The sequence below is a fragment of the Planctomycetia bacterium genome (assembly GCA_015200345.1).
Taxonomy (GTDB): domain Bacteria; phylum Planctomycetota; class Phycisphaerae; order UBA1845; family UTPLA1; genus PLA3.
The window spans coordinates 2,151,348-2,167,491 of sequence record CP054187.1; the positions used below are offsets into that span (position 1 = coordinate 2,151,348).

The window sequence follows — 16,144 nt, forward strand, 5'->3', positions numbered from 1 at the left end:
ACTGCCGACGGTGTCTCCAAACTGAATCGGCCAATCGCGTCCCATAACTACAGCACCGCCCATACATTACAACTTATGGGACCACGCTGCAATCCCTGCCCAGTTGAACATGGCTTTGACGCTGCGAGTCAATCGACCGCCCCGCGTGCTGAATCGAACGTTTAGAATATGCCGCGCCGCAGGAACAAGGGCACCCGGCCCCGCTACTCCAACCGAGACCATGAGCCCAACCGTACAGATCACCTACCGCGATGGCAAACGACAAGCGATTCCCATCGCCGGAACCGAGGCCATCATCGGTCGCGATGCCTCCTGCGACGTGACGCTCGATGACTCGATTACGTCGCGGCGACACGCACGCCTCTATCGCGACCCGGCCGGGGCCTACTGGATTCAGGACCTCCGCAGCAAGAACGGAACGATCGTCAACAAGCGGGTCATCACCGCGCCGGTACGGCTGCACGAAGGGGATCAAATCGAGATCGGTGATTGCATCCTGTCCCTTTCGCCCATGTCGCGCGCGGCGGCCGAGCCGGTGCTGGTCAACGATCCCAATCTTGAGGCCACGGTGGGAGCGGCCAGCGCGTGGGGCGCACAACAGAAGCTCGAACTTTCGCAGAAGCGCCTGCAAACCCTCTACGACCTAAACACGCGCCTGACGGGGCGGTTCGACCGAAATGATCTGCTCGGCGAAGTACTCGATATTTGTATTGAAGCCTTTCGATTTGAGCGGGCCGGGGTCGCCGTGTGGCGCGGCGCGCCGCATCCGCCGGAGTGGATCATCCTGCGGGACGCACGCGGCGGACCGCCCGGAGAGTTGCGCATCAGCCGTTCCCTCGTCGATGACGCGCTGCACAACGCCCGACGCGGCATTCGCGACGCGGCCGACGCCGCCGTCGACCCCACGGCCAGCATGGTCTCCTACAACATCCGATCGGCCATGTGCGTGCCAATGGAGTATCACCAGACGGTGCACGGCGTCCTATACGGAGATCGGGTGACTTCCACCGGCGGCTACACGCGCGAAGACATCGATTACTTCGCCGCGCTGGGCCGGCTCGGCGCGATGGGCCTGGCCAACGCCCAACTCGTCGAGGAAATCAAAGCCCGCCAGCAGGTCGAACTTCAGCTTCAATGGGCGCGGCAGATTCAGACAAATCTCTTTCCAGCGGAGCCACTTGCCGAAGGCGCCCTGGCGGTTGATGCGCTCAACGATCCGGGGCAGAAAGTCTCTGGCGATTACTACGATTACTTCCCCCGGCCCGATGGACTCATCGCGGTCGTCATCGCCGATGTCTGCGGCAAAGGTGCGCCGGCCGCCCTGCTCATGGCCAACTTCCAGGCCGCCGTCCAGGTGACGCTCGCGCAGGAGGCCGACCTGCTTCGCGCGGCGGAGCTGCTCAATCGACTCGTCTGTCGAAACGTCAAAGACTCCCGATTCATCACCGGCATCGTCGGCCTGTTGAATCCGGTCCAGCGCACGTTCACCTACGTCAACGCAGGCCACCCGCCGCCCGTTGTGTGGAACGGCGGCGGTTCGGCCGCGCCGAATCCCGAGGCCGATTCGGCCCTGCCCTTCGGCATCGAGCCGGATTTCCCCTATGCGCTGAACGTCGTGCGGCTCGGCCAGCCCGGCTCGCTGTTCATGTATACAGATGGCGCGCCGGACGCCGAAGATCCGCGCGGCGATAAATTTGGCGACGCGCGGCTGTTTGAGGCGATCGCCGCGGCCGCGTCGCTTCCGCCCGGCGAGATGCTCGTGCGAACCCGCCGCGCGATCAGCCAGTTCACGCGCAATCACCCGCTTGTGGATGACATCACGCTGCTGGCGGTGAGATTGGATTGAGGGGGAAGGTTGAGGGGTAATCCGGCGGCAGCGCGGTTCGCACGCGTTGATTCGCTTTGGGGATCAGCCTGCCAGCAGTTCGGCCCCGCGCTCGCCCAGCGCGCCGCGCAGCTTTGCGAAGGCCTTCAGCTCGATCTGCCGCACGCGCTCCTTGCTCAAGCCCATTTCGCGGCCGATTTCCTCGAGGGTGCGCCCGCCCGCCGCGTCGCCCAGGCCGAAGTGATTCACCACGATCTCGCGCTCGCGTTCATCCAACGAGCGCAGACACCGCGACACGGCCTCGCGAACGCCGGCATCGCCCGGTTCGATCTCGCTCACCTCGTCCGCGCGGTCGTCCCGCGTGACGGAGAGCATCTCGTCGTGACCCGTCTGGAAGCGACCGCCGTGGGCCAGTTCTTCGGGGATCGACCGGGCATAACCCCGCATGATTGCCCAGGAGCCGTAAGTGCTGAATCGGAACCCGCGCGCGTAGTCAAACTTTTCCACGGCGCGCAGCAATGCCAGATTTCCGTCGCTGATCAGTTCAAAGAGCGTCGCGCCGGGGTGTGAGTACACGTGCTTCTTGGCGATGCTGACCACCAATCGCAGGTTCGCGCGGATGATGCGGTTCTTCAATTCACCCGCCGCCCGCCGCTCGGCATCCAGCTTCGCGAGCATGGCCGTGACTTGGCGATGGTTCGCCGCCGTCACCGACGCCACGGCGGCCAGCGCCTGCCGCTCGCGCTCCGCGCGATGCAGATGATAATTCATCCGGCGGAACAACAACCGCTCCTCGTCGCGACCGAGCAGCGGCGTGCGATACAGTTCCTTCAGGTACGCCGGCAGTTCGCCGGGAATGCGAACTTCGGCCGCTTCCGGTGCATCCGACGCGATCGCTTCGCCCAGAATCTCGCGCTCGGCGGTCGGCGCGTCAAAACTCTCGTTGTACACGTAATCAATCGGCGACTCGCGCAGCGCCTCGACGCGCGCCTGGGCGACCAGCCGGCGAATCTCCGCCTCGCTGCGATCAAACCGCACCGCCAGGGCGCGAACATCCTCGCCGGCCTCCAGCGCCTCCAAGACCACCGCCGCCTCGCTGATCGGCTGCGCTTGTTCGCGCCCGTCGAACAACGATTCGTCCGGATTCTGCTTGTCCCACCTGCGGAGCGTGTAGCGGATCGTCTCGACCGCGCGACCGGTCTCCTCGGCCAGCATCTGCGTCACAACATGAAGCGAGCATTTCTGTGTGGCGACCAGCTCCCGCGCCCGGGCGATAATGTGCTCGCGCTCGTCGGCCCTCATCAACTGAAACGTCGCGCCGCGGCGAACCAGATCGCCGTGACGCGCCACAAACCGCTGTACCGATCGACCGTCAAACGCCAGCCGGGCGCGATCGCCCATCTGATACCAGAATCCGCACAGGCCGCGCTTGCGCCAGCGGCTGATCGTCTTGGTTGACACGCGCAGCCGCTGCGCGAGGGCCTCGCTGTCATACAACGGGCCGACCGCCGCCTCGCAGGGCAGCGGATTGTTTTCGGTGAGAAGATCCATCAACTCAACGAGATCGCCCACCAGCTCGCGTCCACCCAGAACGCCGTCCAGGCCTCGACGCGGGCGATAGCCGGTGATGTGGAAGCAGATAAATGCGTACGGATAGTCCGTTTCGGGATCGATCAAGTCGACGAGGTGCGCAATGCCCTCGAGCTGTCGCGGGCGCAGCCGCGCCGGCGAGAGCAGCAGCTCTCGGCCCAGTTGTCCTATTTCAGGATGGGAGAATCGCGCCATGGCGTCTTACTTCCTGAATGCGAGGCTGGCTCACAACACCGCGAGGCTAACGGCAGGCTACGAATCGCGCGGCTTCGAGCCGCGCCGTGGAGGGTTTGCGCGCGGCCTAGCGGCGGGTACTTTCTCACCTAATTATCGCCCGTCCAGCTCGCAAAGTCAATTCGGTCAGGCCGGAAATATCGACCCTGCCGTAACGCAAAGCCCTTACTGAAAACGGGTTACGTCATCCGCACACTGTTCAACAGCCGCCTGACCTGTTCATCGTACAGGAGAAACGCTTGTTCGAATCTGGTCTCAAGGGAAACGGCCAGGCCCACGGATGGCGACTCCTCCGCATCATCTACTTGGCGAAGATGCAAAGATTCTTGTCGTCGCATGCGACGAGCCGCAAGGCGAAGTGGTCGGCGATCCACTCCATCGTGCGCCTGGAATAAAAACAGACATGCGTCGGATCGCGCGCGTACCACCAATCCGCCGCAGCCGACGGGCCGGAGTGGAATAACGTCGATGCAACCAAATGCCCGCCGGGTCGAACGCACTTCACGGCTTCGGCGACGTCGGCGACGCCGCCGCAGAAGTGCTCGAACGTCTCGACGGCGAACACCGCATCGAATGGCCGCGATCGATCGGCCTGCGGCGCGAAAAACGGATCGTACCCCAGCGCATCACAGCCTCGCCGGCGAAGCAACTCCACCAGCACCGGCGGATCGCCCGGTCCGCAGCCGAAGTCCAGCACGCGGCGGGGCGGCGAGGCGTGTTTCGCGCCGACGCCCGGCAGCGCTTCCCAGGCCGCGATCAGGATCTCGAATCGCCGCACGTACTCGCTGTTGGTCAGGCTGTTTTGATGATTGCGGTACCGGGCCTGCTGCCCGGCGGACGAAAGGTGACACGATCGAGGCACCCACAACAATTCACAGGCCGGGCAGGCGTGCAGCGGCCGCCGAAAGACCGGCACGGGCGGTCCGCCGGCCGCGCCGCACAGCGGGCAGAATTCGAACTCGACGCCTGTCTTTTTCATGCCGAAACCCGGCTGCGACGCCGGCGATCCATGCCGGGCAAACGCATGGGATCGAGAGCGCCGGAATTCTTGTGAGTTGTGTTGCGGTCTCCCGCCAACATTCTGGGGGCAACGGTATTACAACGGAAATTGACGATTCCGGGCAACAAATCAGCGGTTCAAATGTAAGCGTCCGTCTTACCGGACTTTACAGTCTGACAATATTTTGATGAAGAAATGATTGACCCCCACAACATGTTGTGGTATTTTCCCGTCCCGCCCTCAAGTGGGCATCATGGACCTTCCGAAATAGTCCGAGTGCCCCCGAGCGGGCAGCTCCCGGAGTTGAGGCCTCAAATGCCCTCATGCTTCGCTGGCGTTGTGTTGTGCCTGGCCGGTCGATCTGATCGGCCGGGGTTCCCGCGGTCCCGGGCGGGTGGGTGTCGTATCCCCGGGCGAATCGTCGTTTTCCTTTGAGTCATTGTTTTTCAACGGCCCTTTTTTCTGCACTGGTGCGCACATGTTGCCTGTTTCGATGGAACGAACCGTTCGACGCGACACGGAAGTCGCCCCCTCGCGCTACGGCGCCTTCGGACTGACCAAAAACGCGCTGACTGTTCTGGAGGCGCGTTATCTCGAAAAGGACGAATCCGGCAAGTGCACGGAGACGCCCGACGATTTGTTTGAGCGTGTGGCCAAGACCATGGCCGATATCGAGGCGCGCTACGGCGGCGACGCGAAGACGTGCAGCGAGTGGAAGATCCGTTTCAAGGCGCTCATGACCAGCCGCCGGTTCATGCCCAACAGCCCGACGCTCATGAACGCGGGCCGATCGATGGGCATGCTTAGCGCGTGCTTCGTGTTGCCGGTGCCCGATTCGATCGACGGCATCTTCGACTCGATCAAGCACACGGCACTGATTCAGAAGGCCGGCGGCGGCACGGGCTTCGCCTTCGACGAGCTTCGGCCGACCGGGGACTACATCAGGTCGAGCGGCGGCACGACGAGCGGTCCGATTTCGTTCTGGCGGGCGTTCAGCGAGGCGACCAACGCGATTCAACAGGGCGCGTTTCGCCGCGGGGCCAACATGGGCATGATGTACATCCATCACCCGGACATTCTGAAGTTCCTGTATGCCAAGCAAGACCTGGGGCAATTCACCAATTACAACATTTCGGTGAAAGTGACCGACGCGTGGATGGACGAGTTTCTCCGCAACGCCGACACGCCGCACGTCGTCCGCAATCCGCGCACGAAGCAGGAATTTGTCCTGCCGCGCGGTCTGTCGATCTCCGAGTACACGATCAAGGACCTGATCCCGCTGGCCGAGTACGACGGGAAGATGCCGGTGTATTCCAAGCGGGACGTTTGGGACATCATCGTTCGCCATGCGTGGCAGACCGGTGAGCCGGGCATCGTCTTCATTGACCGCATCAACGAAGCCAATCCGACGCCGCACATCGGTCGCATCGAGGCCACGAACCCCTGCGGCGAGCAGCCGTTGCTGCCGTACGAGGCGTGCAATCTGGGCAGCATCAATCTCGGCCTGTTCGTCGTGGACGAAGGCACGGCGGCGGCGCGCGTCGACTGGGACGGCCTGCGCGAGACGATTCACGACTCGGTGCGGTTTCTGGACAACGTGATCGACGCAAACAACTACCCGCTCCGGCAGATTCACGACGCCTGCATGGGCAATCGCAAGATCGGCCTGGGCGTGATGGGGTTTGCCGACGCGTTGTACAAGCTGGGCGTGCCCTACAACTCCGACGACGGCGTGGCCTGGGGCGAACGATTCATGAAGTTTGTGAACGACGAGGCGCACAATTACTCGGAGAAGCTCGCCCGCGAGCGCGGCAGTTTCCCGAACTGGCCCGACAGCACCTGGGACAAGATCGCCCACCGGCCGATGCGCAACAGCTGTGCCACGACGGTGGCGCCGACGGGGACGATCAGCATCATCGCCGATTGTTCGGGCGGCGTGGAGCCGATGTTCAGCCTCGCATTCTTCCGCAACGTGCTGAAGGGGCAGGTGCAGGGCAAGGCGCCGCTGGTCGAGACGAATGAGACGTTCGAGCGCGTCGCGCGCCAGCGCGGATTCTATAGCGAGGGACTGATGGAACAGATCGCCACGGAGGGCACCCTCGCCCATTTAGACGGCATCCCCGAGGACGTGAAACGCGTCTTCGTCTGTGCCCACGACATCGAGCCGCACTGGCACATCCGGATGCAGGCGGCGTTTCAGAAGCACTGCGATTCGTCGATCAGCAAGACGATCAACTTCTCGCACGACGCCGACGTGGACGACGTCGATCGCATCTACCGCATGGCGTACGAGCTGAATTGCAAGGGCGTCACCGTCTATCGCGACGGCTGCCGATCCAGCCAGCCGATGGCCCTGAAGGACTCCGAGAAAAAGCACCGGGAGATGACCGCGGGCAAGGCAAACGGCAATGGCAACGGCCACTCGGACCATCATGACGAGCCGGATGAAAACGCGTCGGTCGCCGAGGTGCTGCCGACCGAACTGCCGCGGATCACCACGGCGACCAACCTGTTCGGCGAGCGGATCACCGAAGTGAAGAAACCGGTCACACCGCCGCTGAACCCGAAGGAGCCGCCGGCGATCACGAGCGGCATCCGCATTCGCCAGCAGACGCCGTTCGGCAACATGCACATTCAGATCACGGTCGATCCGATTGAGCAGCGCGAGCTGGAAGTCTTCGCGCAGCTCGGCAAGGGCGGCGATCTCGCGACGAGCGACCTCGAAGCCATTTGCCGCATGATCAGCCTGTGGCTGCGGGCCGGCGGCACGCTGAACCACGTCATCAAGCAGCTGTCGGGCATCGGCTCGTCGCTGCAAATCGCCACGCGGCACGGGCGGATCATGTCGCTGCCCGACGGCCTGGCCCAGGCGCTCAAGCGGTACATTCGCGCGAAGGAGCGGCATGGGCTGAAGGCGATTCTCATCGGCGACGTCGATCCGGCGGAGATCGAGAGCGAACCGGCCGTCGCGACGCCGCCCGTGGGTGACACGACGCTGACCGCAGCCAGCCGCCTCGCCGAGCCGGAAGCGCGGCCGCTGCGACCCGATCGCAATCTCTTCGGCGTGAAGTGCCCGGAATGCGGCAGCCGGCTCGACATGGGCGAAGGCTGCACGAAATGCCACGGGTGTGGATATTCACAATGTTGACGGATCGCGTGCCAACTGACCGCGTCGGAACCACAGGAAAGCGGGCCCTGCTCGTTCTGGCTCCGCGTTCACGGACGGCGCGATGGTTCACGATCAGGGGAGTTGTACGTCGCATGGATGCGAAAGCCTGCCTTTCGTGACCTGTCAATCAGGAGTCGATTGAAGCACGGCTTCTTTCCCCTCCGGAAAGCGCCGCGGTTTCCCAAGAGGACCGCGACGCTTTCTTTGTTTTTACGTGCAGGCCATCGGATCGCGTCGCCTCGCGCAACAGGGATACCCGGGCCACGGCCACCCGATTGGTTCGATTATCATGCAGCGCATGGACTTGAGTGCGACGGAATTGGACGCCCCGCATGAACGGCGAACCCGCGGTGCGGCCATTTTCGCGCTGCTCGCCATCCTCTCGCTTGGAATGTGGGTTGAGATCCGCCGCATTCCGGCGGTGTACGACGCGCAGCGCGTGCTGACGGGCGACCCGGATGACGCCATGCGCCTGTATCGCGTGCGGCAGATTGTCGGCGGCGCGCGGTCATACATCCGCAACGAGCCATTGATCAATTATCCGCTCGGAGCCGAGCTGCACTGGACCGCACCGGTCGATGCGCTGTTCGCGGGGACGGCGGCCATGCTCAAGCCGTTCATCCGCCACCCGGACCCGGTCGCGCTGGTGCTCGCGTGGATTCCTCCCGTGCTGGGCGCGGCGTATCTCGTCGTGATCTATGCGCTGGTGCGAGCGCTGGCGGGGGCCGGCGGCGCAGCGGCCGGCCTGCTCGCGGCGCTCGCGACCGCCGTCAGCCCCGCGTATCACCGGGCGTTTCAACTCGGCCACGCCGATCACCAGTGCGCGGTGGAACTTCTTATTTTGATTTCTGTATATTTTATGTTCGCCCGGCGCAACGCGGCAGCGGCCGGCACGGCGATCGGGCTGGCGATCTGGATTGCGCCGCAGGCGCTGGCGGCGTGGCTGGCGATCTTCGCGGGATTGCTGGTCGACGCTCCGCACCGCCGAGCCTTTTCCTCCGCCGCGCTGGCGGTCGTCCTGCTGGGTTACCTCGTCGAAAATGCGCCGGCTCACCTGGCGCGCCTGCATGTTGACAAGATCAGTCTATTTCATGCCGTGCTCTTGGCGCTCGCGTGGCTCGCGCCGTCTACTTTGCGTTCTACTTCCGCGACCCCTTCAAAGGAGCACCCGATTCAGCCAAGCCCGACTCGCGACGCATTCGCCGACACGTTGCTGTCCCGCATTCTCTTCGCAGCCCTCGCCCTGGGACTGGCGGCCCTGTTTGCCTGGTCGCCGAATCGCCTGTTCGAATTCGTGTCCCGCCCGGAGTTCTTCCGCTGGTCCGACGCCATCATGGAATTGCAGCCGCTCATTCTCCGCGCCGGCGACGAATGGTCGTTTGCCAATCTTCATCGCCTGCTCGGATTCGCGCCCTATGCCCTGCCCATCGCGATGATCTTCTTTCTCCGCGCGCCACACATCGACCTCGCCGCGCGCATCGCCCTCGCCCTGCTCGCCGTCGGCTTTATCACGCTCTCCATCCTGCAGCGCCGCTGGATCGACCACGTCAACGGCGGTCTCATCCCCGTCATTGTCCTCGGCGCATTCGAAGCCGCGCGACGGCTGGCCCCGCCACGCTGGATCGCCCCAGTCGTAGCGATCATGTCGGCAATTGTATTCTTTCCATCCGCTCGCGGCGTCCTGACCGCCCCTGTCCCCGCGACGCATCCGCAACTGCTTCGCACCGCCGCCGTCGCCGAGCATATTCGACGCTTCGAAGCCGCGCAGCCAGCCGATCAGTACCGCCGCGCCATTCTCGCGGAAGAAGGCGAAGGCCCGATGCTGCTGGATCGCACCGGCCTGCCCGTCGTCGCCGCGCCCTATCACCGCGCGCTGGACGGCATCATCGAAGTCGCGCGATTCTTCACGGAGACCGATCCGGCCACCGCGCGCAAGCAACTCGATCGCCTTGGCGTGCGATACATTGTTGTGCCATTGCGACCGGGTGAGCAACTTCTGAACATGGAATGCATCGCGTACGGCGAATGGCGCTCGTTCGACCCGCCCGACCGTCGCATCGACGGCGACGGCAACCTCGCGCTGACGCTGCACTTCCGCCCGCGCGTCGTAAAAACGATGGCTTATCGACTCGCCATGCTCGGTCCGCCGCCGGAACTGGGCCTGCGCCTGCTCGCACGAACCCGTGAAGGCGCCCCCATGCCCGACGGCTTGTCGGGATTGCTCTACGTCGTGGAGAATGCGCCGAGCACCGCTCAACCAGCGACCGCGCCGAGCGGCGGCAACGATCACGCAACGATCCGGAAGACGCCATGACGCCCGCGCAGGAAATCGCGAAGCTCCGCGACGAGATCAACGAACACGATTACCTCTACTACACCGCCGCCGCGCCGCGCATCAGCGATCGGGAGTATGACAAGCTGTTCGCGCGGTTGAAGGAACTCGAAGCCGCGCACCCGGAGCTGGTCACGTCCGATTCGCCGACCCAGCGTGTCGGGGAGAAGTTGCTCGCCGGGTTCAAACACGTCGCGCACGCCGTGCCCATGCTCTCCATCGACAACACCTACAACGAGGCGGAGTTGCGCGAGTTTGACGGCCGCGTCTCGCGCGGGCTGGACGGCGCGAAATACGAATACCTCGTTGATCCCAAAATCGACGGCGTCTCGGCATCGCTGCGCTACGAGGACGGCGCGCTGGTGCTCGGCGCGACGCGCGGCGACGGAAGATCCGGCGACGATATCACGGCGAACATCAAGACTATCCGCGCGATCCCGCTTCGCCTGCGCGGCAGGGGCTGGCCGGGCGTGCTGGAAGTGCGCGGCGAAGTCTATTGGCCGCGCAAAGCGTTTGACGCGTTCAACGCCCAGCGCGTGAAAGACGGCGAGGAACCCTTCGCCAATCCGCGCAACGCGACGACCGGGGCGCTCAAGTCGCTCGACCCGCGCGAGACCGCCTCGCGCGGGCTGGCGTTCATCGCGCACGGATTCGGCGAGATCGCCGGAGCGACGTTCGAGCGGGCGAGCGAGTTGTTCGCGGCCCTCAAACAATGGGGCGTGCCGGTCAGTCCGCATCAGACCCTTTGCAAATCCATCGACGAAGTCGTGCAATTCGTGAATGACTGGGAAGCCCGCCGCCACAGTCTCGAATATGAAACCGACGGCCTCGTGATCAAAATCGATCGGCTCGATCAGCGCGACGCTCTCGGCGCGACCAGCCGCTTCCCGCGCTGGTGCATCGCGTACAAATACGCCGCCGAACAGGCCGAGAGCAGGCTGCTGAATGTCGATTTTCAGGTGGGCAAGCTCGGCACGATCACGCCGCGGGCCGTCATGGAACCGGTGCAATTGTCCGGCACGACCGTTCGGCACGCGAGCCTGCACAACTTCGATCAGGTCGCGCGGCTCGGCGCCGATCACGGCGGCCTGCACCTCGGTGATACCGTGCTGGTGGAAAAGGCCGGCGAGATCATCCCGCAGGTGATTCGCATCACGAAGAAAGGCTCGCCGCGTGGCAGGCTCGTCGAGCCGCCGAGCAAGTGCCCCGTCTGCAAAGGCGATATCGAGAAGGACGAAGGCGGCGTTTACATTCGCTGCATCAACCCGGCGTGCGACGCACAGATCAAGGAGCGGCTGAAGTTCTTCTGCGGCCGCGATCAGATGGACATCGAAGGGCTGGGCGACATTTGGATAGATCGGTTGGTAGATCTAGGGCTTATCAAGGACGCGGGTGATCTGTACAAACTAAGTACTCGCCAAGCGGAATTGTCCGAAATCGAAACTGTAAAAGAGTTTGGCGTTACTAAGGCCCGCGAGTTTATTGACTCGATTAGAGAATCGATCGATCACTCATTGCCTGAACAGTTGAAGCGCCTACGATTGAGACTTCCCACTACTTGCTTGGATCGGTGTGCCAAGAACTTCGCGAACATCAAGGCCTTCGCCTCAGCAACCGAAGCTGACTTGATAGCACGTTGTGGATTGGAACCATCATTAGCATCTGCCGTGATGGCCAAGCTTAATCCACCAATCGGCGATGCGCCGAAAGCACTTGCAAGGCTCGTCGGAACCCAGGGGCTCAGGTTTAAGTGGGCCGGAGAATCGCTTATTTCAAAGCTTGTAGAGCGCAAATGGGTAAAGGGACTTGCTGATTTCTACTCTCTTGAACAACACATGGAATCCATTGCTCGATTGGAATTCAAGTCAAGGCTTGGTGCAACGCGTGCGAAGGAAATTATCTTTAACATAGAAGTTAGCAAGAATTGTTCGCTATCAAGACTTATCGTAGCTCTCAATATTCCTCATGTCGGCGGCTCAACGGCCGAACTCCTCGCGGAACACTTCGGCAGCATGGATGCCCTCGTCGAAGCGGCGACAACAACTCCCTCTCCCTGCAAGGGAGAGGGTCGGGGTGAGGGTCCGACGCCGAAACGCGCCAAGCGCTCCTCCGGACGAACCGCCGCCCCGTCGCTGTTCGGTGAATCCGCCGACGACGATTCGCAAACCGTTCCGCCCGTCAAATCAAAACCGCCCGCCGACCCCTTGCAGGAGATCGAGGGCATCGGACCGGAAGTAGCGAGTTCCATTCGCAGGTTCTTCGCCATGCCATCTGTCCAAGAGATGCTAGACAAGCTGCGCAAAGCTGGCCTTAGGATGAACCAAGAACTCAAACCGGTTCAGGAGCATCAACCGCTTAAAGATAAGTCTGTGGTAATAACGGGCTCTTTTGAGAACTATTCTCGCAACGACCTTGAAGCTTTGATAAAGCGAAATGGCGGCAAGTGCGTTTCGGCGGTTAGCAAGAAGACCAGTTTCTTGCTTTGTGGGAATAGCCCCGGGAACAAGCTTGACGTTGCTCGCAGATTGGGAATAGAGGTATTGGATTTGTCGTCATTTCTTGATATGCTTAAGCGCTGAATCTACGTGAAGTCCATTGTTCCATCGGCTGGCGACCTGGATGAGAGTCCTTGCCTTAGACTTTGAGACGGCGAATCGTTTGCGATCCAGCGTTTGCTCGATCGGGGTTGCGCTTATCGAGGACCAAAAGGTTGCATTTTCGAAAAAATGGCTTGTACGGCCGCGGCCTCTACAATTCGACGCAACTAACATGCGCGTGCACAGAATTTCGGCTGATCAAGTCAAGGATAAACCCGAATTCGACGAAGTCTGGCAAGAGCTTTTACATACTTTGGGCGACATTCCACTCTTAATGGCGCACAATGTGAGCTTTGATATAAACGTGTTGTGCTGCGCGCTTGATCAATATGGCATAACATACCCTCGTTGCGAGTTTATTTGTTCATTGCTCATCGCACGAAAGGTTTGGCCGCGCATGAAAAGCTATCGGCTCAGTCACCTCTCAAAATTCCTTGGCATCTCTTTGTGCCACCATGATGCGGAAGCAGACGCTCTTGCGAGTGCCAACATTGCGATTGCGGCATGTGAAGCGACGGGGGCGGCAACGGTTCGCGAGTTAACTCGAACTCTAAAAATCACCCACGGAAGGCTGTCTCCCGTTGAATTCACGGTGTGTCGCTCACAATTGGACGATCCACGTATTCCGCGCAAGAAGAATACGAGTTCAAAGCCGATTCCTCGCGATTTCGTGCCAACGACGAACGAGATTGATCCAAGACATCCGCTTTATGGAAAGACCGTGGTTTTCACCGGAAAACTATTCAGCATGCCACGGAAAGAAGCAATGCAGAAAGTCTTAGATTGCGGTGGAAATTGCGCGAATTCAGTAACGAAGAAGACGTCGATACTTGTTCTCGGCAACAAGGACTTCACACGACTAGCTGGTTCGACTAAGAGCGATAAACACCTTAAAGCCGAACAGCTAATCCTCAAGGGAGTGCCTTTGAAAATAATACCCGAGGCAGACTTTCTGAAATTGATTACTAACGCGTAGTAGCAATCTTAACGGTTAAATAGAGCACACAGCCCAATTGGCCGTATAGAAAACAAGCCCGAGCCATTCCGGGCCCGGGCCTCCTTGGACACATAGTCAAATCCGCTTCGCGCCGGTCGCGATGGATCACTTCACATCCACATATCGCGCCACGCTCTTCAGATCCCCGATGACATCCGTCGTCGCCAGAATCTTGCACGCGTCACCCGTCTTCGGCTGGATCAATCGCGGCGCCTTCGGGCGAACCTCCCACAGACGGCCGCCGCGGCGGCGCTCATCCAGGCCGTCGGCCAGCAGCTTCTTTCGCTTGCGGCGCAGGGGCTTGTTCGCCGCGTCTTTCGCAAACAGGCGCGACAGCGTCTTGGCTGCCTTCTCGCTGACGACGCTGCGCTTCACCGTCACACTGACCATGCTGCCGGGCGTGATGTCCATCGGGTCCGTCTCCTTCAAAACCGGTCGAAAATCGAGCCGCGTATTGTACCCCCCTCCCCGCGTGCGTCAATGCCGGCGGCGACCTCGAAAAAGCAGGGCGTCACGCCCTCCTTCCCACCTCAACCGTCGCTGCCAATTTGACGAAACACCGGGAGCGCCGCAGGCGATCGGTTGAGGCCCGCAATCATGGCAGGGCAGCGGATCTCGATTCAAATCCGATCTGCCGCGCGACGAGGCAGCCGGCTCACCGGGCGGCGCGGCAAGCCCGTTTCGGAACTCGATTTCGGATTTTCGACCTTGCGCGTCATATTACGTCTCGAGAAAGGCACTAGCGGGAAAATATCTGTCAATATTCTTCTTGTCCCCCCCCATTGCGGTGTATATTTATCGGGAGCGGGGGACGAACACAGGAGGCGCGCATCCATGACAACAAATGGATATCTCCCGAATCAGGCTTCACTGAACCACTCGCAACAGGCTGGCCGTTTCACGGAGCCGCGGCCGGGCAGCCGTCGAAGCGCTGTACGGCTCATGGTGGTGCTTGGTGTGCTGATCGCCGGATTGCGATGGATGTCGAGTGAGCCGGCCGCACAGGCCACGGCTAGTGCCTTGTTAACGACACCGCCCACCGAGCAGGAATTGTTCGGTGAAGCGTTAAGTCCGTATTCCGGCATGGGCGCAGTATGGATTCGGCCCGACGGCATGGTCTTTGTCGAAACCGAGGACGGCGGCGGCACGGCGTATTCGGTTCAAACCGCATCGCTTTGCCTGGTTCAGGTCAACGGCGAACGAGTCGAGTTTCGTCACGCGTCGCAGAGCGGCGACCCGGGCGTCGAACTCCTTCATGCGTTCGCGTCCCCCCCGCCCTCCCGGGAGCAAGGCCGCTCGTGCAGCGCAATCTATCGCCACGTCGGCGATCTCTCAATCGACTACGACGAACTGACAGGTGTCCTGATGATCGAGGTCATTGGCGGCAAGGAAATCTTTGAAGCGCAATTCGATCTCTCGCGGATGTCGCAGCCATCGCGTCAGTCCGGCAGCAGTTGCGAGTGCAGTTATTACGGCCCGCCCGGGGGAAGCTGCTCGGCCAGCAAGACCTGCCCCGAGGGCCAGGAATGCTCCTGCAAGTGCGACCAGCTTGGCTGCAAGTGCGGCGCGTGCAAGCGAGCCCGCGGCGCGGAAGTGGCCGTCCTCTACTGATAATTTCAGATAGGCGTTCGCGGCGGTCGCTTGGCGGCCCGTGTTACGGTCCCCGCGTCTGCCCGGCCGGCTGGGCCGCGGGTTGGCTGGTCAATTTGCCCGGTTCGAGAGGCGGGACCAGCGGTGCGGAGGCGATCTTGCCCACCTCGTCAGGACCTTCGACTGTCCGCTCCCCGGTGCCGTTTCGCTTGCGCAGATTGTGAAAATACTCCCACAGGCCCCAGACGATCAGCGCGACCACCAGCAGCCCGACGATGCAGTACGTTGCAGTGCGGGCGCTGCCCAATATCTGCTCGATGTGGCTGCTGAAGCGCCAGCCGGCCCAGACCCATACCGGCACCGAGATCAGCGCCGCGAATCCGTCGATCAGAAAAAACTTCCAGAACGGCACACCAAAGACGCCGGCCGAGATGAACATCGGCGAGCGCAGGCCGGGCATGAACCGCGCCGCGAAGAGGATCTTCGACCCGTGCGCCGCGTACTTCTGCCGCGCCTTCTCCAGCAGCCACGGCTTTGCGAAGCGCCGCACCCACTTGTGCTCGACGATGTGTACGCCGTACTTACGGCCGAGGCGGAACATCAACGAATCGCCGACCATCACGCCCGCCAGGCCGGTGAGCATCATCAGATACAGATTTGCCCTGCCGGTGTGCACCAGCCAGCCGGCCGCGACCAGCGGGATGTCCTCCGGCAGCGGAATGCCCAAGCCTGCCGCCAGCAGCACGGCGAACAGGCCGACGTAGCTGAATTTAGCCAGTAGTGTAAAAAAAACGGAGTCCACCCGCCGCT

General features: G+C 61.9%; 10 protein-coding genes. 6 read left to right on the forward strand and 4 right to left on the reverse strand.

Annotated features, from left to right (window positions below; translation table 11 throughout):
* Window positions 1-220: 220 nt before the first annotated feature.
* Entirely contained in the window at window positions 221-1,846 is a 1,626-nt protein-coding gene (locus tag HRU71_08895) for a SpoIIE family protein phosphatase (GenBank protein ID QOJ03595.1), read from the forward strand.
* A 63-nt stretch (window positions 1,847-1,909) separates the two neighbouring features.
* Here the strand turns inward: HRU71_08895 and HRU71_08900 are convergent, their stop codons facing one another.
* Window positions 1,910-3,610 (reverse strand): sigma-70 family RNA polymerase sigma factor, encoded by a 1,701-nt coding sequence (locus HRU71_08900; protein QOJ03596.1) that lies wholly within the window; start codon window positions 3,608-3,610, stop codon window positions 1,910-1,912.
* Between the two features lie 340 nt (window positions 3,611-3,950).
* The gene (locus HRU71_08905; GenBank protein ID QOJ03597.1) at window positions 3,951-4,628 is read right to left on the reverse strand and encodes a class I SAM-dependent methyltransferase; all 678 of its coding nucleotides are present in this window, start codon (window positions 4,626-4,628) and stop codon (window positions 3,951-3,953) included.
* A gap of 514 nt (window positions 4,629-5,142) precedes the next feature.
* On the opposite strand from HRU71_08905, the gene HRU71_08910 reads away from it, so the two are divergent.
* The 4 genes from HRU71_08910 to HRU71_08925 all read left to right on the forward strand — a co-directional run bounded on the left by HRU71_08910 (window position 5,143) and on the right by HRU71_08925 (window position 13,723).
* On the forward strand, window positions 5,143-7,797 hold the full coding sequence (locus tag HRU71_08910; GenBank protein ID QOJ03598.1) for a vitamin B12-dependent ribonucleotide reductase: 2,655 nt from the start codon (window positions 5,143-5,145) through the stop codon (window positions 7,795-7,797).
* Between the two features lie 310 nt (window positions 7,798-8,107).
* Window positions 8,108-10,132, forward strand: coding sequence for a hypothetical protein (locus tag HRU71_08915; protein QOJ03599.1), 2,025 nt, complete (start codon window positions 8,108-8,110; stop codon window positions 10,130-10,132).
* On the forward strand, window positions 10,129-12,729 hold the full coding sequence (gene ligA / locus HRU71_08920; protein ID QOJ03600.1) for an NAD-dependent DNA ligase LigA: 2,601 nt from the start codon (window positions 10,129-10,131) through the stop codon (window positions 12,727-12,729). Before HRU71_08915 ends, ligA begins: the two co-directional genes overlap by 4 nt.
* A 40-nt stretch (window positions 12,730-12,769) precedes the next feature.
* Window positions 12,770-13,723 (forward strand): hypothetical protein, encoded by a 954-nt coding sequence (locus tag HRU71_08925; GenBank protein QOJ03601.1) that lies wholly within the window; start codon window positions 12,770-12,772, stop codon window positions 13,721-13,723.
* Window positions 13,724-13,849: 126 nt separating this feature from the next.
* On the opposite strand, the gene HRU71_08930 is transcribed toward HRU71_08925, so the two are convergent.
* Window positions 13,850-14,155, reverse strand: coding sequence for a hypothetical protein (locus HRU71_08930; GenBank protein ID QOJ03602.1), 306 nt, complete (start codon window positions 14,153-14,155; stop codon window positions 13,850-13,852).
* A gap of 423 nt (window positions 14,156-14,578) precedes the next feature.
* Here HRU71_08930 and HRU71_08935 point away from each other — a divergent pair, with 423 nt between their 5' ends.
* Window positions 14,579-15,355, forward strand: a complete 777-nt coding sequence (locus HRU71_08935; protein ID QOJ03603.1) for a hypothetical protein — start codon at window positions 14,579-14,581, stop codon at window positions 15,353-15,355.
* A gap of 43 nt (window positions 15,356-15,398) precedes the next feature.
* On the opposite strand, the gene HRU71_08940 is transcribed toward HRU71_08935, so the two are convergent.
* On the reverse strand, window positions 15,399-16,136 hold the full coding sequence (locus tag HRU71_08940) for a DedA family protein (protein ID QOJ03604.1): 738 nt from the start codon (window positions 16,134-16,136) through the stop codon (window positions 15,399-15,401).
* Between the last annotated feature and the right edge of the window lie 8 nt (window positions 16,137-16,144).